The 24,308-nt window shown below is 67.1% G+C and carries 14 protein-coding genes, 2 rRNA genes and 1 pseudogene; 8 read left to right on the top strand and 9 right to left on the bottom strand.

The features are described from left to right. Nucleotides 1–46: 46 nt before the first annotated feature. A 23S ribosomal RNA gene (locus QF037_RS38810) occupies nt 47–3,170 on the bottom strand. A gap of 315 nt (nt 3,171–3,485) precedes the next feature. Then, nucleotides 3,486–5,011, bottom strand: a 16S ribosomal RNA gene (locus QF037_RS38805). Together the 16S and 23S rRNA genes form the textbook arrangement of a ribosomal RNA operon. 557 nt (nt 5,012–5,568) lie before the next feature. On the opposite strand from QF037_RS38805, the gene QF037_RS38800 reads away from it, so the two are divergent. Both QF037_RS38800 and ptsP read left to right on the top strand, forming a co-directional pair. Further along, complete coding sequence (locus tag QF037_RS38800) at nt 5,569–6,018, top strand: PTS sugar transporter subunit IIA (protein WP_266895217.1); 450 nt, start codon at nt 5,569–5,571, stop codon at nt 6,016–6,018. 79 nt (nt 6,019–6,097) lie between these two features. Next, nucleotides 6,098–7,768, top strand: a complete 1,671-nt coding sequence (gene ptsP / locus QF037_RS38795; protein WP_307033461.1) for a phosphoenolpyruvate--protein phosphotransferase — start codon at nt 6,098–6,100, stop codon at nt 7,766–7,768. A 66-nt stretch (nt 7,769–7,834) separates the two neighbouring features. Here the strand turns inward: ptsP and QF037_RS38790 are convergent, their stop codons facing one another. Further along, nucleotides 7,835–8,728, bottom strand: a complete 894-nt coding sequence (locus tag QF037_RS38790) for a hypothetical protein (protein ID WP_307033459.1) — start codon at nt 8,726–8,728, stop codon at nt 7,835–7,837. 130 nt (nt 8,729–8,858) lie between these two features. Continuing rightward, nucleotides 8,859–10,826 (bottom strand): acetoacetate--CoA ligase, encoded by a 1,968-nt coding sequence (locus QF037_RS38785; RefSeq protein WP_307033457.1) that lies wholly within the window; start codon nt 10,824–10,826, stop codon nt 8,859–8,861. A 213-nt stretch (nt 10,827–11,039) separates the two neighbouring features. Between QF037_RS38785 and QF037_RS38780 the strand changes: the two genes are divergently transcribed. Then, entirely contained in the window at nt 11,040–13,406 is a 2,367-nt protein-coding gene (locus tag QF037_RS38780; RefSeq protein WP_307033455.1) for a glycoside hydrolase family 31 protein, read from the top strand. Nucleotide 13,407: 1 nt separating this feature from the next. Here QF037_RS38780 and QF037_RS38775 read toward each other — a convergent pair whose 3' ends face one another. Together QF037_RS38775 and QF037_RS38770 are read right to left on the bottom strand one after the other, a co-directional pair. Then, complete coding sequence (locus tag QF037_RS38775) at nt 13,408–13,944, bottom strand: NUDIX domain-containing protein (protein WP_307033453.1); 537 nt, start codon at nt 13,942–13,944, stop codon at nt 13,408–13,410. A 47-nt stretch (nt 13,945–13,991) separates the two neighbouring features. Next, complete coding sequence (locus QF037_RS38770; protein ID WP_307033450.1) at nt 13,992–14,792, bottom strand: M15 family metallopeptidase; 801 nt, start codon at nt 14,790–14,792, stop codon at nt 13,992–13,994. 98 nt (nt 14,793–14,890) lie between these two features. On the opposite strand from QF037_RS38770, the gene QF037_RS38765 reads away from it, so the two are divergent. The 5 genes and pseudogenes from QF037_RS38765 to glpK all read left to right on the top strand — a co-directional run bounded on the left by QF037_RS38765 (nt 14,891) and on the right by glpK (nt 19,365). Next, the gene (locus tag QF037_RS38765; protein ID WP_307037586.1) at nt 14,891–15,319 is read left to right on the top strand and encodes a Zn-ribbon domain-containing OB-fold protein; all 429 of its coding nucleotides are present in this window, start codon (nt 14,891–14,893) and stop codon (nt 15,317–15,319) included. Then, nucleotides 15,316–16,506, top strand: a complete 1,191-nt coding sequence (locus tag QF037_RS38760) for a lipid-transfer protein (RefSeq protein WP_307037584.1) — start codon at nt 15,316–15,318, stop codon at nt 16,504–16,506. Before QF037_RS38765 ends, QF037_RS38760 begins: the two co-directional genes overlap by 4 nt. 60 nt (nt 16,507–16,566) lie before the next feature. Next, nucleotides 16,567–16,802: pseudogene (locus tag QF037_RS38755) on the top strand (diguanylate cyclase); the annotation flags it as partial. Between the two features lie 303 nt (nt 16,803–17,105). Then, a complete protein-coding gene (locus tag QF037_RS38750; protein ID WP_307033448.1) occupies nt 17,106–17,831 on the top strand; it encodes an MIP/aquaporin family protein in 726 nt (241 codons plus the stop codon). 22 nt (nt 17,832–17,853) lie between these two features. Further along, a complete protein-coding gene (glpK, locus tag QF037_RS38745) occupies nt 17,854–19,365 on the top strand; it encodes a glycerol kinase GlpK (RefSeq protein ID WP_307033446.1) in 1,512 nt (503 codons plus the stop codon). Nucleotides 19,366–19,462: 97 nt separating this feature from the next. On the opposite strand, the gene QF037_RS38740 is transcribed toward glpK, so the two are convergent. The 3 genes from QF037_RS38740 to QF037_RS38730 all read right to left on the bottom strand — a co-directional run bounded on the left by QF037_RS38740 (nt 19,463) and on the right by QF037_RS38730 (nt 24,299). Further along, nucleotides 19,463–20,071 (bottom strand): GTP-binding protein, encoded by a 609-nt coding sequence (locus QF037_RS38740; RefSeq protein ID WP_307033444.1) that lies wholly within the window; start codon nt 20,069–20,071, stop codon nt 19,463–19,465. Continuing rightward, complete coding sequence (locus QF037_RS38735; RefSeq protein WP_307033443.1) at nt 20,052–23,684, bottom strand: hydantoinase B/oxoprolinase family protein; 3,633 nt, start codon at nt 23,682–23,684, stop codon at nt 20,052–20,054. Before QF037_RS38735 ends, QF037_RS38740 begins: the two co-directional genes overlap by 20 nt. Nucleotides 23,685–23,903: 219 nt before the next feature. Next, nucleotides 23,904–24,299, bottom strand: coding sequence for a DUF742 domain-containing protein (locus QF037_RS38730; RefSeq protein ID WP_266832806.1), 396 nt, complete (start codon nt 24,297–24,299; stop codon nt 23,904–23,906). Between the last annotated feature and the right edge of the window lie 9 nt (nt 24,300–24,308).

The following is a 24,308-nucleotide window of genomic DNA, read 5'->3' as shown; positions in this document are numbered from 1 at the left end:
GGGGCTGTTCGTGGTTTCAGAACCAACACAGTGGACGCGAGCAACTGAGGACAAGCCCTCGGCCTATTAGTACCGGTCACCTCCGCACGTTACCGTGCTTCCAGATCCGGCCTATCAACCCAGTCGTCTACTGGGAGCCTTAACCCCTCAAAGGGGGTGGGAATACTCATCTCGAAGCAGGCTTCCCGCTTAGATGCTTTCAGCGGTTATCCCTCCCGAACGTAGCCAACCAGCCATGCCCTTGGCAGAACAACTGGCACACCAGAGGTTCGTCCGTCCCGGTCCTCTCGTACTAGGGACAGCCCTTCTCAATATTCCTGCGCGCGCAGCGGATAGGGACCGAACTGTCTCACGACGTTCTAAACCCAGCTCGCGTACCGCTTTAATGGGCGAACAGCCCAACCCTTGGGACCGACTCCAGCCCCAGGATGCGACGAGCCGACATCGAGGTGCCAAACCATCCCGTCGATATGGACTCTTGGGGAAGATCAGCCTGTTATCCCCGGGGTACCTTTTATCCGTTGAGCGACGGCGCTTCCACAAGCCACCGCCGGATCACTAGTCCCGACTTTCGTCCCTGCTCGACCCGTCGGTCTCACAGTCAAGCTCCCTTGTGCACTTACACTCAACACCTGATTGCCAACCAGGCTGAGGGAACCTTTGGGCGCCTCCGTTACTCTTTAGGAGGCAACCGCCCCAGTTAAACTACCCATCAGACACTGTCCCTGATCCGGATCACGGACCCAGGTTAGACATCCAGCACGACCAGACTGGTATTTCAACGACGACTCCCCCTGAACTGGCGTCCAGAGTTCACAGTCTCCCAGCTATCCTACACAAGCCGAACCGAACACCAATATCAAACTGTAGTAAAGGTCCCGGGGTCTTTCCGTCCTGCTGCGCGAAACGAGCATCTTTACTCGTAGTGCAATTTCACCGGGCCTATGGTTGAGACAGTCGAGAAGTCGTTACGCCATTCGTGCAGGTCGGAACTTACCCGACAAGGAATTTCGCTACCTTAGGATGGTTATAGTTACCACCGCCGTTTACTGGCGCTTAAGTTCTCAGCTTCGCCCAACCGAAGTCGGACTAACCGGTCCCCTTAACGTTCCAGCACCGGGCAGGCGTCAGTCCGTATACATCGCCTTACGGCTTCGCACGGACCTGTGTTTTTAGTAAACAGTCGCTTCTCGCTGGTCTCTGCGGCCACCCCCAGCTCACCGAGTAAATCGGATCACCAGTGATGGCCCCCCTTCTCCCGAAGTTACGGGGGCATTTTGCCGAGTTCCTTAACCATAGTTCACCCGAACGCCTCGGTATTCTCTACCTGACCACCTGAGTCGGTTTAGGGTACGGGCCGCCATGAAACTCGCTAGAGGCTTTTCTCGACAGCATAGGATCATCCACTTCACCACAATCGGCTCGGCATCAGGTCTCAGCCCTAATGAATGGCGGATTTACCTACCACTCGGCCTACACCCTTACCCCGGGACAACCACCGCCCGGGCTGGACTACCTTCCTGCGTCACCCCATCACTCACCTACTACCACCGTGGTTCGGCGGCTCCACCACTTTCCATTCCCCGAAGGGTCCGGAACGGCTTCACGGCCTTAGCATTAATGGGTTCGATGTTTGACGCTTCACAGCGGGTACCGGAATATCAACCGGTTATCCATCGACTACGCCTGTCGGCCTCGCCTTAGGTCCCGACTTACCCTGGGCAGATCAGCTTGACCCAGGAACCCTTAGTCAATCGGCGCACACGTTTCTCACGTGTGTATCGCTACTCATGCCTGCATTCTCACTCGTGAACCGTCCACCACTAGCTTCCGCTGCGGCTTCACCCGGCACACGACGCTCCCCTACCCATCCCAGCGGGCGTTGGCCCTCATGCTGAAATGACACGACTTCGGCGGTACGCTTGAGCCCCGCTACATTGTCGGCGCGGAATCACTAGACCAGTGAGCTATTACGCACTCTTTCAAGGGTGGCTGCTTCTAAGCCAACCTCCTGGTTGTCTGTGCGACTCCACATCCTTTCCCACTTAGCGTACGCTTAGGGGCCTTAGTCGATGCTCTGGGCTGTTTCCCTCTCGACCATGGAGCTTATCCCCCACAGTCTCACTGCCGTGCTCTCACTTACCGGCATTCGGAGTTTGGCTAAGGTCAGTAACCCGGTAGGGCCCATCGCCTATCCAGTGCTCTACCTCCGGCAAGAAACACACGACGCTGCACCTAAATGCATTTCGGGGAGAACCAGCTATCACGGAGTTTGATTGGCCTTTCACCCCTAACCACAGGTCATCCCCCAGGTTTTCAACCCTGGTGGGTTCGGTCCTCCACGAAGTCTTACCTCCGCTTCAACCTGCCCATGGCTAGATCACTCCGCTTCGGGTCTTGAGCGCGCTACTAAACCGCCCTATTCGGACTCGCTTTCGCTACGGCTTCCCCACACGGGTTAACCTCGCAACACACCGCAAACTCGCAGGCTCATTCTTCAAAAGGCACGCAGTCACGACGCACCAAGTAAACTTGATGCGCGACGCTCCCACGGCTTGTAGGCACACGGTTTCAGGTACTATTTCACTCCGCTCCCGCGGTACTTTTCACCATTCCCTCACGGTACTATCCGCTATCGGTCACCAGGGAATATTTAGGCTTAGCGGGTGGTCCCGCCAGATTCACACGGGATTTCTCGGGCCCCGTGCTACTTGGGTGTCTCTCAAACGAGCCGTACAGATTTCAGCTACGGGGGTCTTACCCTCTACGCCGGACCTTTCGCATGTCCTTCGCCTATCCATACGGTTTCTGACTCGTCTCACAGCCGGCAGACTGTAAAAGAGAGATCCCACAACCCCGAATGCGCAACCCCTGCCGGGTCTCACACGCATACGGTTTGGCCTCATCCGGTTTCGCTCGCCACTACTCCCGGAATCACGGTTGTTTTCTCTTCCTGCGGGTACTGAGATGTTTCACTTCCCCGCGTTCCCTCCACATACCCTATGTGTTCAGGTATGGGTGACAGCCCATGACGACTGCCGGGTTTCCCCATTCGGAAACCCCCGGATCAAAGCCTGGTTGACGGCTCCCCGGGGACTATCGTGGCCTCCCACGTCCTTCATCGGTTCCTGGTGCCAAGGCATCCACCGTGCGCCCTTAAAAACTTGGCCACAGATGCTCGCGTCCACTGTGCAGTTCTCAAACAACGACCAGCCACCCATCACCCCGAACCATCCGGTTCGAGTGCACTGGGGCCGGCACTGAAGGCAGCCGATACGGCCATACCCTCAGACACCCAACAGCGTGCCCGGCACCCTCGCCACTCGTGATCAGCTTTCCACGCTCCGAAGAGCAGTACTGGCAGCCCGAGATGACTGAGAGTGCCGAATAATCAACGTTCCACCCTTGAGCAACCACCGCAGAACGTTTGCCTGCGTAATGGTCCTGGACCACCAAGCAAGCTTGGCGGCCTAGATGCTCCTTAGAAAGGAGGTGATCCAGCCGCACCTTCCGGTACGGCTACCTTGTTACGACTTCGTCCCAATCGCCAGTCCCACCTTCGACAGCTCCCTCCCACAAGGGGTTGGGCCACCGGCTTCGGGTGTTACCGACTTTCGTGACGTGACGGGCGGTGTGTACAAGGCCCGGGAACGTATTCACCGCAGCAATGCTGATCTGCGATTACTAGCAACTCCGACTTCATGGGGTCGAGTTGCAGACCCCAATCCGAACTGAGACAGGCTTTTTGAGATTCGCTCCACCTCACGGTTTCGCAGCTCATTGTACCTGCCATTGTAGCACGTGTGCAGCCCAAGACATAAGGGGCATGATGACTTGACGTCGTCCCCACCTTCCTCCGAGTTGACCCCGGCGGTCTCCTGTGAGTCCCCATCACCCCGAAGGGCATGCTGGCAACACAGGACAAGGGTTGCGCTCGTTGCGGGACTTAACCCAACATCTCACGACACGAGCTGACGACAGCCATGCACCACCTGTACACCGACCACAAGGGGGGCACCATCTCTGATGCTTTCCGGCGTATGTCAAGCCTTGGTAAGGTTCTTCGCGTTGCGTCGAATTAAGCCACATGCTCCGCTGCTTGTGCGGGCCCCCGTCAATTCCTTTGAGTTTTAGCCTTGCGGCCGTACTCCCCAGGCGGGGAACTTAATGCGTTAGCTGCGGCACCGACGACGTGGAATGTCGCCAACACCTAGTTCCCACCGTTTACGGCGTGGACTACCAGGGTATCTAATCCTGTTCGCTCCCCACGCTTTCGCTCCTCAGCGTCAGTAATGGCCCAGAGATCCGCCTTCGCCACCGGTGTTCCTCCTGATATCTGCGCATTTCACCGCTACACCAGGAATTCCGATCTCCCCTACCACACTCTAGCTAGCCCGTATCGAATGCAGACCCGGGGTTAAGCCCCGGGCTTTCACACCCGACGTGACAAGCCGCCTACGAGCTCTTTACGCCCAATAATTCCGGACAACGCTTGCGCCCTACGTATTACCGCGGCTGCTGGCACGTAGTTAGCCGGCGCTTCTTCTGCAGGTACCGTCACTTTCGCTTCTTCCCTGCTGAAAGAGGTTTACAACCCGAAGGCCGTCATCCCTCACGCGGCGTCGCTGCATCAGGCTTTCGCCCATTGTGCAATATTCCCCACTGCTGCCTCCCGTAGGAGTCTGGGCCGTGTCTCAGTCCCAGTGTGGCCGGTCGCCCTCTCAGGCCGGCTACCCGTCGTCGCCTTGGTGAGCCATTACCTCACCAACAAGCTGATAGGCCGCGGGCTCATCCTTCACCGCCGGAGCTTTCAACCACCACAGATGCCTGCGGTAGTGGTATCCGGTATTAGACCCCGTTTCCAGGGCTTGTCCCAGAGTGAAGGGCAGATTGCCCACGTGTTACTCACCCGTTCGCCACTAATCCCCACCGAAGTGGTTCATCGTTCGACTTGCATGTGTTAAGCACGCCGCCAGCGTTCGTCCTGAGCCAGGATCAAACTCTCCGTGAATGTTTACCCGTAATCGGGTGCACACACACGAGAGCGGAACCACCGGCGGAATAAGCCGATGGTTCACAGCGTCCTCGCTGTGTTTTTCTTCAAAGGAACCTCATCTACGACCATGACGGCCGGAGACGGGGTATCAACTAATCTGGCGTTGATTTTTGGCACGCTGTTGAGTTCTCAAGGAACGGACGCTTCCTTTGTACTCACCCTCTCGGGCTTTCCTCCAGGCGCTTCCCTTCGGTGTTCCAAACTCTATCAGTGTTTTTCCGGCCCTCTGACCACTCTCCTGCGGACATGCAGAAGGTGACCCCGAGATAGGATCTGACAAGTTTGGTTACTGCTGAGCAAGGGCGCTTGCTAGCGCCGCTCGGCCTCAAGCAGGAGTACGACTCTACACGCGGCCCCGAAGCGCGTGCAAATCGATTGGACTGGTGGTCTAGACCACTTCGCGGTATCTTCCATGCGGAACCGTCAGTTCGTATGACATACGCTGCTCACAGTGCGCCGTCCTGGACAGGCAGTGACGACGCATATCGATCTCCACCCCTGGGAGGCTTCCCATGACCACCGTGACGTCCCCGCTCGCAGGACGCGCCATCGGACTGGCAGCTGTGCCCGATCCGGTCTTCTCCGGGGCCATGGTCGGCCCGGGTACGGCGATCGACCCCGTGCGCGAGGCCTCTGAGGCTGTCGCGCCCGTGGACGGAGTCATCGTCTCGCTCCACCCCCACGCCTTCGTCGTTGTCGACGATCAGGGTCACGGTGTGCTCACTCACCTGGGTATCGACACCGTGCAGCTCAACGGCGAGGGTTTCGAGCTGCTCGTGAACAAGGGCGACACCGTGACGCGCGGCCAGAGCATCGTGCGCTGGAACCCGGCCGCCGTGGAGGCTGCCGGCAAGTCCCCGGTCTGCCCGATCGTGGCGCTCGAAGCCACCGCCGAAGCGCTCTCCGAACTGCGTGACGACGGCGATGTGAAAGCCGGCGACAGTCTCTTCGCCTGGAAGTGACATCAACTCCGTCCTGGGGCGGCAAGTAGTGACAACCATCGCGGCGGCGGGACCCGCCGCACTATCGGAGACGGGTGAGATGGAGACAACGCTGCGAGGCGTCGGCGTGAGCCATGGTGTGGCGATCGGCGAGGTTCGGCACATGGGAACGGCGGTCCTGGAGCCGCCTGCCAAGCAGATCCCGGCTCAGGACGCGGAGCGTGAACAGGGGAACGCCCGCAAGGCAGTGGAAGCTGTGGCGGCCGACCTGATGGCGCGCGGCAATCTGGCCGGCGGCGAGGCGCAGGCGGTGCTCGAGGCGCAGGCCTTGATGGCCCAGGACCCCGAGTTGATGGCCGATGTGGATCGGCGCATCGCCGTCGGCAGCACGGCCGAGCGGGCTGTGTACGACGCGTTCGCCGCGTACCGCGAGCTGCTGGCGGGTGCCGGTGAGTACCTCGCCGGACGCGTCGCGGACCTCGACGACGTGCGGAACCGTATCGTCGCCCGTCTGCTCGGGGTGCCCATGCCGGGCATTCCGGACAGTGACGAGCCGTACGTCCTTGTGGCTCGTGACCTCGCGCCCGCTGACACGGCTCTGCTGGACCCCACTCTGGTGCTCGGCTTCGTGACCGAGGAGGGCGGGCCGACCAGCCACAGCGCGATCCTGGCGCGAGCACTCGGTGTCCCTGCCGTGGTGGCGCTGCCGGGTGCCGGTGAGCTCACCGAAGGCACCGTGATCGCCGTGGACGGCAGCACCGGCGACATCTTCGTGAATCCGAGCGAGGAGAAGAAGGCACAGCTGGAGGCTGCCGCCGCCGAGCGCAAGGCCGCGCTCGCGGCGTCGACCGGGCCGGGTGCCACGGCCGACGGCCACAAGGTGCCGTTGCTCGCCAATATCGGCGGCCCTGCGGACGTTCCGGCCGCTGTCGAGGCTGGTGCGGAGGGTGTCGGTCTCTTCCGTACCGAGTTCCTCTTTCTCGACGACAGCAAGAGCGCTCCCTCCGAGGAGAAGCAGATCGAGGCCTACCGACAGGTCCTCGAGGCCTTCCCCGAGGGCCGTGTCGTCGTACGTGTGCTGGATGCCGGTGCGGACAAGCCGCTCGACTTCCTGACGCCGGGCGACGAGCCGAACCCGGCGCTGGGTGTGCGGGGTCTGCGGACGCTGCTCGACCACCCCGACGTGCTGCGTACGCAGCTGACGGCCCTGGCGAAGGCCGCTGAGGGGCTGCCGGTCTACCTCGAGGTCATGGCTCCGATGGTGGCGGACCGTGCGGATGCCAAGGCGTTCGCCGATGCGTGCCGTGAGGCGGGGCTGCGCGCGAAGTTCGGTGCGATGGTCGAGATTCCGTCGGCGGCCCTGCGGGCGCGTTCGGTTCTGCAGGAGGTCGAGTTCCTGTCGCTGGGGACGAACGACCTCGCGCAGTACACCTTCGCCGCGGACCGTCAGGTGGGTGCGGTGTCCCGACTGCAGGATCCTTGGCAGCCGGCTCTGCTCGACCTGGTCTCGCTGTCCGCCGAGGCGGCGAAGGCCGAGGGCAAGAGCTGTGGTGTCTGCGGTGAGGCGGCGTCCGACCCGCTGCTGGCGTGTGTGTTGACCGGTCTGGGTGTCACCTCCCTTTCCATGGGTGCGGCGTCGATTCCTTATGTGCGGGCGACTCTGGCGAAGTACACGCTGGCGCAGTGCGAGCGTGCCGCGGCGGCCGCTCGGGCGGCGGACAGTGCCGATGAGGCGCGCAACGCCGCTCAGGCGGTGCTGTCCGGCGAGTAGTCGGCCGTAACTCGTCGGTGCTTCGTGAGGGGCGCTCCACCTGCGGGTGGGGCGCCCCTCCTGCGTTCAGTGGTGGTGTGAAGGCGTCGGGTCGTCGGGCCCGAGGTCGGGCGGCACGCAGTAGTCGACGCCGGATTCCGGTGAGATGAGGTCTCCGGATTCGATGTCGGTGCAGTAGGCGTCGAAGACCTCGCCCGCGGTGAGGGGTTCCAGTCCTTCTCCGCGCAGCCTCCAGCCGTAGATGCGGTCGGTGGTTCCGGGAACGCTGGTCCGCATGACGAGTCCGCCGGGGGTGTGTGTCGCCAGGCCGAGAGCCAGGACCGTGGCGAATTCGAGGGCTTCGGCCTCGTCGAGTTGCGTGGTGCCGTCGGCGTTGATGTCGGCGTGGAGGACGGAGACGAGTGTTTCCGGTGTTGTCGTGACGCTGCAGACGAGGTGGCGGTTGCCTGGTTGGGCCGTGTCAAGGATGCGGACGAGAAGGCCGGAGGCTCGGGCGAAGGCTGCTCGGCCGATGTCCTCACCGCAGGAGGCGCAGGCGCCGAGGCGTGCCAGGAGTGTGGAGGCGTACTCCCAGGTGGCTTGCCGTACTGCTTCGTCGATCAGGTCGGGGACGAGTTCCGCCAGGGGGCGTCCGTCGTACGGGATGGTCGGGCCCGTGGTGGCGAGTTCGGCGGTGAAGCGGGTGCGGCTGGAGGGGATGTCGGGTTCGAGGCCGGTGTCGGCGCAGTAGTCGGCGTACTCCTGTGGGTCGAAGAGGGCTACCGCGGTGTGGGTGCCCTGGGAGGCGCGGGTCTTGAGCAGTTCCTCCACCTGTTGGAGATAGAGGGCGTGGTCGTCGAAGGTGAAGCTGCGGTAGTGCCGCATGCTGCGGAAGTCGTGCTCGTCGGTGAGCAGGCCGATGGTGCCGGCGATCTCGCGGCGCAGAACGCGTCGCATGGTCTGGTGGTCGGTGTGCGCCATGTTTCCCCCTGTGCGCTGTCGATCAATGCTCACTCACAGTAACCGGAGGCACTGACAACGGGGCTGGGCGAAGCGGTGGGCGACGCCGACGCAGTGAGGGGGGCTCGGACTGCGTCGGCGCCCGCGTCGGTCAGGCGCGCTTGCGGGCCAGGTCCTCGTAGAAGTGGAGCAGGTCGAGGTTGTCGATGGAGCCCGGGTTGACGGCCTTGTCGAGGGGGGTGCCCTGCAGGAGACGTTTGACGGGGACTTCGATGCGCTTGCCGGTGAGGGTGTGCGGGATGCCGGGTACTTCGATGATCTCGTCGGGGATGTGCCGCGGGGAGAGCTGTTCGCGGATGGTCTGCTTGATGCGGCCGAGCAGGGTCTCGTCGAGGACGGCCCCGGGGGCCAGGTGTACGAAGAGGGGCATCCAGTAGCCGCCGTCGGGCTGTTCGATGCCGATGACGAGGGATTCCTTGATCTCGGGGAGGCGCTCGACGGCTTCGTAGATGTCGGCGGACCCCATGCGTACGCCCTGGCGGTTCAGCGTCGAGTCGGAGCGGCCGTGGATGACGACGGAGCCGCGGGAGGTGACGGTGATCCAGTCGCCGTGGCGCCATACGCCGGGGTAGGTGTCGAAGTAGCTGGCGTGGTAGCGGCTGCCGTCGGGGTCGTTCCAGAAGTGGATCGGCATCGACGGCATGGGGTTGGTGACCACGAGTTCGCCGACCTCGTCGGTGAGGGGCGTGCCGCTGGGGTCCCAGGACTGCAGGTCGGTGCCGAGGCCGGGGGCCTGGAGTTCGCCGATGTGGACGGGGAGGGTGGGTACGGCGCCCGCGAAGCAGGAGCAGACGTCCGTGCCTCCGCTGACCGAGGCGATCCAGAGGTCTTCGCGGACCTCGTCGTGGAGCCAGCGGAAGCCGTCGGGCGGCAGCGGTGATCCGGTGGTGGCCACGCACTGCACCGAGGAGAGGTCGAAGTCGCGGCCGGGGTGCACGCCCGCCTTGCGGCAGGCCATGACGTACGCGGCCGAGGTGCCGTAGAGGGTGGCCCTGGTGCGTTCGGCGATGCGCCATTGGGCGCCGGTGTCCGGGTAGCCGGGGCTGCCGTCGTAGAGGACGATCGTGGTGCCGGTGAGGAGGCCGGAGACGAGGAAGTTCCACATCATCCAGCCGGTCGACGTGTACCAGAAGAAGCGGTCGTCGGGGCCGAGGTCGCAGTGCAGGCCGAGTTGTTTGAGGTGCTCGACGAGGATGCCGCCCTGCGACTGGACGATGGCCTTGGGGAGGCCGGTCGTGCCGGAGGAGTAGAGCACCCACAGGGGGTGGTCGAACGGCACCTGCTCGAAGGCGGGTTCGACGTCACCGCTCGTGAGGGCCGCCCAGTCCAGGGCGCCTTCCGGGGCGTCGGTGCCGAGGAGGGGGATGTGGACGACGGCACGAAGGGTGGGCAGTTCGCGGCGGAGTTCGGCGACGGTGTCGCGACGGTCGTGCTCCTTGCCGCCGTAGCGGTAGCCGTCGACGGTGAACAGGACGACGGGTTCGACCTGCTGGAAGCGGTCGAGGACACTGCGGGCGCCGAAGTCGGGGGCGCAGGACGTCCAGACGCCGCCCACCGCGGCTGTGGCGAGGAGGGCGACGACGGCCTGCGGGATGTTGGGGAGGTAGCCGCTGACGCGGTCGCCGGGGCGTACACCGAGGGCGCGCAGCTCGGCGGCGAGGGAACCGACCTGGCGGCGCAGTTCGGACCAGGTGACGGGGCGTGCTTCGTGGGTCTCGTCGACGTGCAGGAGGGCCGGTTCGTCCGCGCGGGTGGCGGCCGCGCGCAGCGCGTGTTCGGCGTAGTTCAGGGTCGCGCCGGGGAACCACTGGGCGCCGGGCATCGAGCGGTCGCCCAGTACGCGCGCGTAGGGGGTCGAGAAGCGTACGCCGAACCATTCCGTGACGGCTTTCCAGAAGGTGTCCAGCTCGTCGACGGACCAGCGGTGCAGGGCGGGGTAGCCGCCTTCGGCCGGGGCGCCGTGGTGCTCGGCTGCCCAGGCGTGGAACCTGGTGACCTGCGCCTGGGCGATGCGTTCCGGATCTGGCTGCCAGAGCGGCTGGGGGTTCACGGTCGACATGGGGCGGCTCCCGGACTGTGCGCGTCGTGTGCGTCTCCCGCGCACGGGCTGGGGTGTGCGCGCGACGCGGATGACACGGACGATGCCATGTGATCGACTTCCACACCAGGGCGCGCCCCACATAGTCGGTGTCGTGAAGATGTGGTCCCGGCACGGGTGAACGGCAGTTGAACGACACCCGCGCGTGGGGCGGTCAGTGGCAGGGTGAGCAGCATGAACGGTCGTGACCTGGTGCGTTCGATAAAGACGGTCGGTTCGGCGGGGGCGGCCCAGGGGTTGCGTTCCGTTCGGGCCTCGTGGCGTATGCGGCGAACGGATGCCGCGGGGCTGCCGCCGCGAGGGGCCGAGCGCGCTCGGGTGCCCGGGCCGGTGCGGGATGTCGAGCCGGGGCCCGGCGGCGGGGTCGTCCGGTTCAGCCGTTCCGAGCTGCGGATCACGGTCACGGTGAACGGGGCGGTCTTCTGGGGCTGGGACGGCACGGGTCCCGAGCCGTCGTACGCGCTGGCGGGGCGCTGTCCTGAGCCGGATCCACGGGCGGTGCTGGAGCCGGACAAGGACGGCGGTTGGCGGGTGGTGGCCGAACGGGCGACTGTCGTCGTCTCGCGGCACGGTGCGATCGAGGTGCGTACGCCCGGTGGGGTGACGGTGCGCCGGGATCTGCCGCCCCGGTGGTGGGAGCCGGTGGGCGGTGGTGCGGCGCGCTGGATGCAGCGGTCGGAAGTGCCCGCGGACGCGCGCTTCTTCGGGCTCGGCGGGCGGGCTTCGGGGCCTCGGCTGCGGAACGGGACGTACCGGCTGTGGAACACCGATCCCGGAAGGTCCTTCGGTCCCGCCGACGATCCGCTGTACATCACGATGCCGGTGCAGTTCGTGGTGTCCGACGCGGCGACGCATCTGGCGTTCCACGACACGTCGTGGGACGGCACGGTGACATTGCGGGAGGGTGAGGAGGGTGCCGGTTCCGGGCACGACCGCTCCGGTACGTGCGAGCTGCGGATGTCCGGTGGTCCGCTGCGCTGCTGGGTGATGGTGGGCACCCCCGCGCGCGTGCTGCTCGCCTGGGCCTCGCTCACCGGTGCGCCCGCTCTGCCGCCTACCTGGGCGCTGGGGCACCATCACGCGCGGTGGGGGTTCGGGAGCGAACAGGAGGTGCGGCGGATCGTCGCGGGCTACCAGGAGCGCGGCCTTCCGCTGGACGCCGTCCACCTGGACATCGACCACTATGACGAGCACCAGGTGTTCACTGTCGACCAGGAGCGCTTCCCCAAGCTGCCCCAGCTCGCCGAGGAGCTGCGGCGGGACGGGATCCGGCTGGTGTCGATCGTGGACCCGGCGGTCCGGGCCGAACCGGGCAACGCCGTCTTCGGCAGTGGTGTCGCCGAGGATGCCTTCGTACGGGACGCTTCCGGGCGGCTCGTACGGGGAGTCGCGTGGCCCGGTGAGGCGGTTTTCCCGGATTTCACGCACGCGCGTGTGCGTGAGTGGTGGGGCCGCCTTTATGAGGAGCGGCTCGCTCAGGGATTCTCGGGCTTCTGGCACGACATGAACGAGCCCACCTCGTTCGCCGCCTTCGGCGAGTCGACCCTGCCGCGTTCGGCGCGGCATCAGCTGGACGGGCAGGGCGGTGACCATCGCGAGGCCCACAACGTGTACGCGCTCTGCATGGCCCGTGCGGGGTACGAGGGCGTGCGGGAACTGGCGCCCCAGGAGCGTCCGTTCGTGTTCTCGCGCTCCGGGTGGGCCGGCATGCAGCGCTATGGGGGAACGTGGTCGGGTGACGTGGCCACTGGCTGGCCGGGGTTGCGGGCGTCGCTGTCGCTGGTGATGGGGCTCGGTCTGTGCGGGGTGCCCTATTCGGGGCCGGACGTGGGCGGCTTCGACGGGAGTCCGTCGCCCGAGCTGTATCTGCGCTGGTTTCAGCTGGGCGCGTATCTGCCGTTGTTCCGTACGCACGCGAGTCTGCGGGCGGGGCGCCGGGAGCCGTGGGAGTTCGGTCCCGAGGTGCTGGAGCACGCGCGCGTGGCGCTGCTGGAACGCCGGCGGCTGCTGCCGTACTTCGTGACACTGGCGCATCTGGCGAGGCGTACGGGAGCGCCGTATGTGCGGCCGTTGTGGTGGGGGGCGCCGGAGGACCGGGCGCTGCGTGACTGCGAGGACGCGTTTCTGCTGGGCGACAGTCTGCTGGTGGCGCCGGTGCTCGATCCGGGAGCGGACCGGCGTGCGGTGCAGCTGCCGCGCGGGCGCTGGTACGACACCGTGACGGAGCAGGCGTATCAGGGGCCGGGGCAGGTCCTTGTGGACGCCCCCTTGTCGCGGATCCCGGTGCTCGCGCGCGCGGGTGCCGTCCTTCCCGTGCGCGGGGGGGACGGCGGCCTGGAGCTGGAGGTGTGGGCGCCGGCCCGGGGACGGACCGGCGGGGGGCTGGTCGTGCCCGACGTGGGTGACGGGTGGGACGAGCCGGGGATCGAGCGGTATGTGGCCCGTTGGCAGGGCCGGAGGGTGGTCGTCGAGCGGGAGGGCGAGGACGGCGTGAGTGCGCCGCCTCACCCGGTGCGTGTGCGGGGGGTCGGGGAGCGCTAGGTCAGATGTACCGGCCCTCGAACCAGGCCCGTACGGCACGTGTGTGCAGGGGGAAGGCAAGCTCCTCGGTCCTGCGCAGGAGATGCCAGCCCTCCGTCTCGTCCGTCGCGGCGGAGTCGGGCAGGCCTTCTGCCGGGCGTTCCGGAAGGGACCCGAACAGCAGGAGGTGGCCGTCGGGAGAGCTCATGGCGTCGACGAGGCGTACGTCGCGGCTGGCGGCGTCGATGCCGGTCTCCTCCTTGAGTTCACGGACGACGGCCTGGCGCCAGTCCTCCCGGTCGTCGATGTAACCGCCGGGCAGGGCGATGCCCCCGCGCGCGGGGGCGATGGTTCGGGTGATGACGACAAGGGCGGCGCCCTTGGTGTCGTACACCGGCTGGAGTGCCACCGCGACGGGCAGCGGGTTGCGGTAGGCCACGGTGGAGCAGGCGGGGCAGGTGCGGGGCCAACCGGAGACGCCCTCTCCGTAGGGCGCTCCGCAGCTCGAACAGTGGGAGTCGCGCGCGGAGTTGGGGGTGGGGTGTTGGGTTTCGGACACGCGGCGGACTGTATCCGATCATAGGAAGAGCGTCTTCCGGGGGCTGCTCAGTGTTTGCTCGTGAGGGACTTCCAGGACACCGGGAAGTCGAAGAAGGTGTCAGGGTAGGGCTCCGGCTTGAACGTGTAGTGCCACCATTCCTCGGCCAGGTTCACGAAACCGAGGTCCTCCAGGGTGGTCTTGAGCAGGAGCCGGTTGTCTCGTTGTGCGCCCTGGATGCGGGGGTCGAGGGTGTGGGAGAGGGTGTCGAAGCAGTCGAATCCGGTGCCCATGTCGACGGAGTTGTCGGGGAAGCGCTCGTCCTGGGGCGCGTAGCAGGGGACGAGGGTTTCGCCGGGGTGGTAGGGCCGCGTCGGCTTCGCGGGGAGCTTCACGATGGTGAGGTCCATGGTCGAGCCGCGGCTGTGGCCGGACTTCTCGGCGATGTAACCGTCCGTGAAGAGGCGGGTCTTGTCGACGTTCGGGTAGAACTCGGCCTTCATGGCCTGGTCGTCGAGGTCCTTGGCCCAGCGGACGAAGTGATCGACCGCGCGCTGGGGGCGGTAGCAGTCGTAGACCTTGAGGGTGTAGCCCTGCCGGAGCAGCTTCGTCTGGGCTTGGTGGAGGGCCTCGGCGGCGGGTCTGGTGAGGATGCAGATCGGCTGCGCGTAACCGTCGATGCGTTCCCCTACGAAGTTGTGCGGGGTGAAGTAACGCATCTCCTGGAGGATCGTGGGATCCACAGTTCTCAGCGAGACGAAGTCCTTCGGCGCCTTGGGTTGCGGTGTCGCCCGGGCGGTGGTGGTGACGGTCAGCAGGGCGGCGAGTGTGGTGACCAGGCCGCGTACTGCGCTGGAGAGTCGTGTCATGCCTCTGCCTCTGCCCATGTCCGGCCTCCCGTGACACACTTCTGACGTTCCGTCAGATCCTATGTCCGGGAGGAACTGTGTCACGTGCGCGAACGCCCGTGGTGGCAGGTTGGTTCGCCGGCGAGGAGGGCGACTTCCATCTCCTCGGCACCCGCTGTTCGGCCTGCGCCTCGGTCTTCTTCCCTCGCGAGGACACCCACTGCCGCAATCCCGCCTGCCCCGGGGACGAGCTGGAGGAGGTTCCGTTGCCGCGGCGCGGGCGGGTGTGGTCCTACACAGACAGCCGGTACCGGCCTCCGTCACCCTATGTGACCGATCCGGAACTTCCGTGGGAGGCGTACGCGTTGATCGCTGTGGAGTTGGAGGCCGAGCGGATCGTGGTGCTGGGGCAGGGGGTTCCGGGGCTCGCTGTCGCCGATCTGGCGGTGGGCATGGAGGTGGAGCTCGTTCCCGGTGTGCTCCACGAGGACGCGGAGACGGTGTGGACGACGTGGCGGTGGCGGCCGACGACGGGGGTGACGGCGTGACGAGTGAGGTGGCGGTGCTCGGTGCAGGCATGCATCCATGGGGCAAGTGGGGCCGAAGCTTCGTCGCGTACGGAGTGGCGGCCGCCCGCGCGGCGCTCACCGACGCCGGGCTGGAATGGCGGGACGTCGGTTCGATCGTCGGGGCGGACACGGTGCGTGGTGGGTATCCGGGGTATGTGGCCGGGGCGACCTTCGCCAAGGCGCTGGGCTGGCAGGGAGCCCGGGTCACGAGCGTGTACGCGGCATGCGCGTCGGGAGCGCAGGCCGTCAACACCGCACGGGCGCAGATCCTTTCGGGGCTCGCGGACGTGGTGCTCGTGGTGGGTGCCGACGCGGCGCCCAAGGGGTTCTTCCGGCCGGCGGGCGGAGATCGGCCCGACGATCCGGACTGGCTCCGGTTCCGCGTCCTCGGAGCCACCAATCCGACGTACTTCGGACTGTACGCGCGCAGGCGGATGGCCGTGCACGGGGATACACCGGAGGATTTCGCGCAGGTCAAAGTGAAGAACGCCGCCATGGGTGCGCTGAATCCGAACGCGCGCTACCGCAAGCGGGTCACCGCCGAGGAGGTCGCCGCCTCCGCCGTGGTCGCCGATCCGCTCCGGCTGCTCGACATCTGCGCGACCTCGGACGGCGGAGCGGCTGTGGTGCTGTCCAGCATGGAGTTCGCGCGGCGGCACGGGATTGTGGACCCGGTGCGGATCCGGGCGGTGTCGACGGTGACACCGCGATACCCGAGCACGGTGCTGGACCTGCCCGACATCGCCACGGACTCCGCGGTGGCGGTGGAGCCCGGCGACGACACCTTCCGGGAGTCGATCGCCCGGGCCGCTTACGAGGAGGCGGGTGTCGGGCCCGAGGACGTGTCCCTCGCCGAGGTCTACGACCTCTCCACCGCCCTGGAGTTGCAGTGGTACGAGGACCTCGGGCTGTGCGGCGAGGGTGAGGGGGCGAAGCTCCTGCGGGAGGGCGCCACGGCTCTGGGCGGGCGCATACCCGTGAATGCGAGTGGCGGACTGGCCTCCTTCGGGGAGGCGGTGCCGGCGCAGGCGATCGCCCAGGTGTGTGAGCTCACCTGGCAGTTGAGAGGTGCGGCGGGTGACCGGCAGGTGGCCGGGGCGCGGGTGGCGATCTCGGCGAACCAGGGGCTGTTCGGGCACGGTTCGGCCGTGATCGCGGTGCGGTGAGGCTCATCGGGCATCCGGACGGGGCAGGGGCATTCTCGTACGCTCCATGATCGCCCGGGAATCCTGTGTGAACGTCTCGCCTTCCAGCCGGTGGTCAATCTGACGACCGGAAGGGTCGCAGCGCTGGAGATACTCGTCCACCCGGACACCGGCGACATCTCGGCCGAGGCCCGCTGTTGATCCGGAACTCGACGGCCGACTGGCCGTGTCGGCGGTCCGGGCGGCGGCGCAGGGAAACGCTGCTGCCGCTGCACGTCAACGTGTTCGCCGGCACCCTTGGGCTGAGCGGCCCGCCAGGAAGCGGGCTCGTCCCCCCAACCGTTGCCGTCCGCATCCTTGACGCCTTCTGGACACCGGTGAACACTTCCGATGTCAGTCGACATCGTCGTACATTCTCGGCGTATCCACGCACTGCGCTGCGCGGGCCCCCCAGAGTCAAGGTCCGTTCCCCCACAAGCGATTCGGCTGTAACGGCACGCTCGTCACGGACGCCGAGCGGGGCGCGGGATCTCCCTGCCTTCGGCTGAAGTCGCCATGGGAAACGCACCCTGCACGGAGGACCGGGGTCGATCACCCCGGGCCAGGGCCTAGGAGCCGCCATGAGCAACGGAGACGTATTTCTCGGTGAGATCATCGGGACCGCGATCCTGATCCTCTTCGGCGCGGGAGTGGTCGCCGCCGTCGTACTGAACTACTCGAAGGCGAAGGACGCGGGCTGGGTGGTCATCGCGTTCGGCTGGGGTTTCGGCGTGCTGGCCGGGGCCTACACCGCCGCGCCGCTGTCCGGCGGCCACCTCAACCCGGCGGTGACGCTCGGGATCGCCATCGACACGGGCGACTGGGACCAGGTCCACATCTACATCGCCGGACAGCTGGTCGGCGCCGTTCTCGGCGCGGTGCTGTGCTGGCTGGTCTACTACGCGCAGTTCCAGGCCAACGCCGAGGAGGACAAGGCGCAGCCGACGCTGGGGATCTTCTCGACCGCGCCCGCGATCCGCAATCCCGTGGCGAACCTCATCACGGAGATCATCGCGACCGTCGGCCTGGTGCTGCCGATCCTCGCCTTCGGTCTGACCGAGGGGCTGGGTACGTCGGGCACCACGGTCCTGATCGTCGCGTTCCTCGTCGTCGGCATCGGTCTGTCGCTCGGCGGGCCGACGGGGTACGCCATCAACCCGGCCCGCGACCTGGGCCCGCGCATCACCCACGCCTTGCTCCCGATCCCCAACAAGGGCACCTCGGACTGGGGTTACGCGTGGATCCCGGTGGTGGGGCCGCTGATCGGCGGAGCCCTGTCCGGGGTCATCTTCAACGCAGCGTTCTGAAGCATCCGACGAAGGGGACGTCATGACGGACAAGTTCGTCGCCGCGATCGATCAGGGCACCACCTCAAGCCGTTGCATCGTCTTCAACCACGACGGCGCCATCGTCGCCGTCGACCAGCGCGAGCACCGGCAGATCTTCCCGAAGCCCGGCTGGGTGGAGCACGACGCCACCGAGATCTGGTCCAAGGTGCAGGCGGTGGTGGCCGGGGCGATCGCCAAGGCCGGACTGCGCGCCGACCAGCTCAGCGCGCTCGGCATCACCAACCAACGCGAGACGACGGTGCTGTGGGACCGCGCCACCGGCAAGCCCGTGCACAACGCGATCGTGTGGCAGGACACCCGCACCGCGGCGCTGACCAGCCAACTCGGCGGCTCGGACGGGCAGGACCGTTTCCGTGAGCAGACCGGGCTGCCGCTGGCCACGTACTTCTCCGGGCCGAAGGCGGCCTGGCTGCTCGACAACGTGCCCGGGCTCCGCGCGCGTGCCGAGAACGGCGAGATCGCCTTCGGCACCATCGACTCCTGGCTGATCTGGAACCTCACGGGCGGCACGGACGGCGGACGGCACGTCACGGACGTCACGAATGCCGGCCGCACCATGCTGATGAACCTCGAGACCCTCCAGTGGGACCAGTCCATCCTCTCCGCGATGAACATCCCCGAGGCGATCCTGCCCGAGATCAGGTCCTCGGCCGAGGTCTACGGCACCGCTGTCGGCCAACTCGCCGGTGTGCCGGTCGCCTCGGCCCTGGGCGACCAGCAGGCGGCCGTGTTCGGACAGGCCTGCTACGACGTGGGCACCGCGAAGAACACCTACGGCACGGGCAGCTTCCTGCTGCTCAACACCGGCAACCGCCCGGTGCCGTCGAAGAGCGGGCTGCTGACGACGATGGGGTACAAGATCGGCACTGAGGCGCCGGTCTACTGCCTGGAGGGGTCGATCGCCATAACGGGCGCGCTCGTCCAGTGGTTCCGGGACCAGCTCGGCATCATCCGTACCGCCGACGAGATCGAGCCGCTGGCGGCGAGTGTCGAGGACAACGGCGGGGCGTACATCGTGCCCGCGTTCTCCGGTCTGTTCGCGCCCTACTGGCGCTCCGACGCGCGCGGTGTCATCACCGGGCTCACCCGGTACGTGACGAAGGCACACCTCGCGCGCGCGGTGCTGGAGGCGACGAGCTGGCAGACGCGGGAGGTCGTGGACGCCATGTTCCAGGACAGCGGGGTGCACATCACGACCCTGAAGGTCGACGGCGGCATGACCAAGAACAACCTGCTGATGCAGCACCAGGCGGACGTACTCGATGTGCCGGTGGTCCGCCCGAAGGTCTCCGAGACGACCTGCCTGGGCGCGGCCTATGCCGCCGGGCTGGCCACGGGCGTGTGGAACGACCTGGACCAGCTCAAGTCGCACTGGCAGAAGGACGTCGAGTGGACGCCCGCCATGGAGTCGTCGGTGCGGGACCGTGAGTACCACAACTGGCGCAAGGCCGTGGAGAAGAGCTTCGGTTGGCAGGAGGACGGGGACAACTAGCGGCACGTGTGCGTGCGCTGCGACGACCGCACGCACGCGTGGTGCTCGGGAAACGCGGCCCGTACCCCGGTCGGCGGGGGTACGGGCCGTGCCCGTGTCAGGTCGTGACGGCGGTCTGGCGACGCTCCGCCGCGTAGGCCATCGCATGCCGGACCACGCCGATGAGGACCTCCTTGACCGAGGCGCGGTCACGGGCGTCGGTGAGCAGGAGCGGTACGTCCTCGTCGAGGTCGAGGGCCTGGCGGACCTCCTCGACGGGGTAACGGGCAGCGCCCTCGAAGCAGTTGACGCCGATCACGAAGGGGATGGAGCGCCGCTCGAAGTAGTCGACGGCGGCGAAGCAGTCCTCCAGGCGGCGGGTGTCGGCGAGCACGACGGCACCGAGCGCGCCCTCGGAGAGCTCGTCCCACATGAACCAGAACCGTTCCTGCCCGGGCGTCCCGAAGAGGTACAGCACCAGGTCCTCGCGGAGCGTGATACGCCCGAAGTCCATGGCCACGGTGGTGGTGCTCTTGCTCTCGACACCGCTGATGTCGTCGACCGGGCGTCCTGCCTCGGTGAGCAGTTCCTCGGTGCGCAGCGGCCGGATCTCGCTGACCGCGCCCACGAGCGTGGTCTTGCCCACGCCGAAGCCGCCGGCCACCAGGATCTTGAACGTGACGGGCTCGACCGGGGGCTTGCCGCGCTCAGAACGCCCGAAGATCATCGGTCTCTTCTCCTGCTTGGTGGGGGTGGGACGACGGTGGGCCGTAGCCTCCGCCGCCGGGGGTTTCGATGACGAGTACGTCGCCGGGGCCGACGTCGGCCGCGCCGCTGCCGCCGAGGTCGGTGACCGTGCCGTCCGCGCGCTCCACGCGGTTGGCGCCCAGCGCGCCGGGGGCGCCGCCCGCCATGCCGTACGGCGGCACTCGGCGGTGCTGGGAGAGGGTGGAGACGGTCATGGGCTCCAGGAACCGGATGCGGCGTACCGCACCGTCCCCGCCGCGCCACCGACCGGCGCCTCCGCTGTTCTGCCGTACCGCGAATTCGTCCAGCCGGACCGGCAGTCGCCACTCCAGGACCTCGGGGTCGGTGAGCCGCGAGTTGGTCATATGGGTCTGGACGACGGGCGCGCCGGGGAAGCCGTCGCCCGCGCCGGATCCGGAGGCGACGGTCTCGTAGTACTGGTGGTGGGCGTTGCCGAAGGTGACGTTGTTCATGGTGCCGGAGCCCTCGGCCTGGACGCCGAGCGCCGCGTACAGGGCGCCGGTGATGGCCTGGGAGGTCTCGACATTGCCGGCGACGACGGCGGCCGGCGGCTGCGGGGCGAGCATCGAGCCGGGCGGGACGACGATCCTCAGGGGGCGCAGACAACCGTCGTTGAGGGGGATGTCGTCGGCGACGAGGGTCCGGAAGACATACAGGACAGCGGCGTTGACCACGGCGAACGGGGCGTTGAAGTTGCTGTCCAGCTGATCCGAGGTGCCGGTGAAGTCGACGGTGGCGCAGCGGTTGTCGCGGTCCACGCGTACGCGTACGCGGATGACGGCGCCCGAGTCGGTCTCGTAGGCGTACTCGCCGTCGTCGAGGGCGTCGATGACCCGGCGTACGGCTTCCTCGGCGTTGTCCTGGACGTGCCGCATGTACGCCTGGACGACGTCGAGGCCGAAGTTCTCGATCATGCGGGCGACTTCCTCGACACCCTTCTGGTTGGCGGCGATCTGGGCGCGCAGGTCGGCGAGGTTGGTCCGCGGGTTGCGGGAGGGGTGGCGTGCCTCGGTGAGGAGGCGGCGCGTCTCGTCCTCGCGGAAGCGGCCGTTCTCGGCGAGCAGCCAGTTGTCGAAGAGGATCCCCTCCTCCTCGATGGTGCGGCTGTTCGCGGGCATGGAGCCCGGGGCGATGCCGCCGATCTCCGCGTGGTGGCCCCGGGAGGCGACGTAGAAGAGGAGTTGCCGGTCACTCTCCGTGCTCTCGGCGTCGAAGACCGGGGTGATCACCGTGACGTCCGGCAGATGGGTTCCGCCGTGGTACGGGTCGTTGACCGCGTAGGTGTCCCCCGGCCGCATCCCGGCGCCGCGCCGCCGGATGACCTCCTTGACGCTGGTGCCCATCGAGCCCAGGTGGACGGGGATGTGCGGGGCGTTGGCCACCAGGTTTCCGTCCGGGTCGAAGAGGGCGCAGGAGAAGTCCAGGCGCTCCTTGATATTGACGGACTGGGCCGTGGATTCGAGGCGGGCGCCCATCTGTTCGGCGATGGACATGAAGAGGTTGTTGAAGACCTCGAGCAGAACCGGGTCGACTTCCGTGTCGATTTCGGAACTCTCCGTAATCGCCGTGCGTTCCATGACCAGACGCCCGTCGTCTCGCGAAACGGCCTGCCAGCCGTCGTCGACGACGGTCGTCGTGCCGGCCTCGGTGATGATCGCGGGGCCGGTGACCGTCTCGCCGGGTGGCAGGTCCTCGCGGCGGTGGAGGGGTACGTCGCGCCAGGCGCCGCCCGTGTGGAGGCGGACGGTTCCGGGAGCGGCGGTGCGGCCTTGGTACGGGGTCAGGGACGAGAGATCGGGGGGTTGTGTGATGCCGGTGGCTTCGACGGAGAGGGCTTCGACGACGATCGGGCGGTCGAGCGTGAAGGAGTACGTGGCGCGATGACGTGCTTCGAAGACCTGGCGCATCTCGCCGGGCTCGGTCAGCTCGACGGTGAGGGTGGTGTCGGTCCCGTCGTAGCGGAGTTGGGCGCGTCGGGTGACGCGGACGCGGCCGTCGGGGACGTCCTCGGCGAGGAGTTCGGCGCGGGCGGCGCTCTCCAGGTCGTCGGCGGTCTTGAGGACGCCCGGCATCGCGGCGGCCTCCAGGGGGGCCTCGACGGACTGTTCCCGCATGGCGGTGGTGTCGGCGAGGCCGATGCCGAGTGCGGACAGGACACCGGCCATGGGCGGCACGAGGACGGTGCGGATGCCCAGCGACTCGGCGACCCTGCACGCGTGCTGGCCGCCGGCACCACCGAAGGCGGTGAGCGCGTAGCGGGTGACGTCGTGGCCCTTCTGGACGGAGATCCGTTTCACGGCGTTGGCGATGTTGGCGACCGCGATCTGGAGGTATCCGTCGGCGACCTGCTCGGGCGTGCGCTCGTCGCCGGTCCGCTCCCGGATCTCGCGCGCGAGGGCGGCGAAGCGGTCGCGGACGAGGTCCGCGTCGAGGGGCTGGTCGCCGTCGGGGCCGAACACCATGGGGAAGTGGGCGGGTTGGATGCGGCCGAGCATGACGTTGGCGTCGGTGACGGTCAGCGGGCCGCCTCCGCGATAGCAGGCGGGGCCCGGGTCCGCGCCCGCCGAGTCCGGCCCTACGCGGTAGCGGGAGCCGTCGAAGTGGAGGACCGAGCCGCCGCCCGCCGCGACGGTGTGGATGTCGAGCATGGGGGCGCGCAGCCGGACGCCGGCGATCTGTGTGGTGAAGACGCGTTCGTACTCGCCGGCGAAGTGGGAGACGTCGGTGGAGGTGCCGCCCATGTCGAAGCCGATGACGCGGTCGAAGCCGGCGAGTTGCGACATCCGGGCCATGCCGACGATCCCGCCGGCGGGGCCGGACAGGATGGCGTCCTTGCCGCGGAACTGACCGGCTTCGGCGAGGCCGCCGTTGGACTGCATGAACATCAGGCGTACGCCGTGGAGTTCGTCGGCGACGTGCTGGACGTACCGGCGCAGCACGGGCGAGAGGTAGGCGTCGACGACGGCGGTGTCCCCGCGCGGGACCAGCTTCATCAGCGGGCTGACCTCGCTGGACAGCGAGATCTGCGGGAAGCCGATCCGGGCGGCCAGCTGTCCCACGGCCTGTTCGTGGGCGGGGTGGAGGTGGCTGTGCATGCAGACGACGGCGACCGCGCGGATCCCGTCGTCGTACGCCTTCTGGAGAGGGCCGGTGAGGGCGTCCAGGTCGGGGGCGCGCAGGACGGTGCCGTCGGCGGCGATGCGCTCGTCGACCTCCACGACCCGCTCGTGGAGCAGCGCGGGGAGTTCGATGCGGCGGGCGAAGATGTGGGGGCGGTTCTGGTAGGCGATGCGCAGGGCGTCGCGGAAACCACGGGTGACGATCAGGAGGGTCCGCTCGCCCTTGCGTTCCAGGAGGGCGTTGGTGGCGACGGTGGTGCCCATGCGGACGGCTTCCACGGGGTCCTGGGAGCCGTTCAGCAGTTCACGGACTCCGGTGACCGCCGCGTCGGCGTAGCGGGCCGGGTTGTCGGAGAGCAGTTTGTGGGTGAGCAGTCGGCCGTCCGGGCGACGCGCGACGATGTCCGTGAAGGTGCCGCCCCGGTCGACCCAGAACTGCCAGCCTGTCGTCACGTCCGTCTCCCCGATCGCGCTGTTCGGCACCGTGTCCGCAGAGTGGCGGCAGACCGTCTGCGGATGGTCGTCGACGATCGGTCAGATCATATCGGGAGCACTGTTACGGCGCCTGGTCCGCTCGACGGGGCGGCGGGGGTGCGGCCGTGTTCCCCAGGACCGTCGGTGAGCGGCTCACGGCCCCGAGGGAACGGCCGCCTTTGCGGGCGGGGCACTCGGTCAGAGCGCCCGGAGGCCGTTGATCACATCGCGCAGAATGCTCTCGTCCGGCAGCTCGGCGGGCGGCACGGGCCGGTTCACATGGACGAACTCCGCGTCCACGAGGTCACCCACGAGGACCCGTACCACGCCGATGGGCAGGTCGAGTTCGGAGGACAGCTCGGCGACCGACTGCGGGGCGTCCCGGCACAGGTCGACGATGTCCACGTGCTCCGGGGACAGCGTGTGGTCGCCCTCCGGGTCGTCCGCCTGGGTCTCCGCGACGACCACCGCGATGAGGTCGAGGCGGTGCTGGGCCGCACTGGTGGTGCGGCCACGCGTCATGGCGTACGGACGGACGACCGGTCCGGCCTCGTCGTCGAACCAGTGACTTCTTCCCTGACCGTCTGTGCTCATGTCATCTCA

This window comes from Streptomyces canus (genome assembly GCF_030815415.1).
Classification (GTDB): domain Bacteria; phylum Actinomycetota; class Actinomycetes; order Streptomycetales; family Streptomycetaceae; genus Streptomyces; species Streptomyces canus_F.
Note: the sequence above shows the minus strand (reverse complement) of the source record. Positions and strands in the feature narration are given on the sequence as shown.

Excerpts from the sequence above, each read along its gene's own strand:
- QF037_RS38790 (WP_307033459.1), bottom strand. The coding sequence starts at position 8,728 with ATGGCGCACACCGACCACCAGACCATGCGACGCGTTCTGCGCCGCGAG.
- QF037_RS38730 (WP_266832806.1), bottom strand. The coding sequence starts at position 24,299 with ATGAGCACAGACGGTCAGGGAAGAAGTCACTGGTTCGACGACGAGGCC.
- QF037_RS38740 (WP_307033444.1), bottom strand. The coding sequence starts at position 20,071 with ATGATCTTCGGGCGTTCTGAGCGCGGCAAGCCCCCGGTCGAGCCCGTC.
- QF037_RS38785 (WP_307033457.1), bottom strand. The coding sequence starts at position 10,826 with ATGTCGACCGTGAACCCCCAGCCGCTCTGGCAGCCAGATCCGGAACGC.
- QF037_RS38800 (WP_266895217.1), top strand. The coding sequence starts at position 5,569 with ATGACCACCGTGACGTCCCCGCTCGCAGGACGCGCCATCGGACTGGCA.
- QF037_RS38750 (WP_307033448.1), top strand. The coding sequence starts at position 17,106 with ATGAGCAACGGAGACGTATTTCTCGGTGAGATCATCGGGACCGCGATC.
- QF037_RS38780 (WP_307033455.1), top strand. The coding sequence starts at position 11,040 with ATGAACGGTCGTGACCTGGTGCGTTCGATAAAGACGGTCGGTTCGGCG.
- glpK (WP_307033446.1), top strand. The coding sequence starts at position 17,854 with ATGACGGACAAGTTCGTCGCCGCGATCGATCAGGGCACCACCTCAAGC.
- QF037_RS38770 (WP_307033450.1), bottom strand. The coding sequence starts at position 14,792 with ATGACACGACTCTCCAGCGCAGTACGCGGCCTGGTCACCACACTCGCC.
- ptsP (WP_307033461.1), top strand. The coding sequence starts at position 6,098 with ATGGAGACAACGCTGCGAGGCGTCGGCGTGAGCCATGGTGTGGCGATC.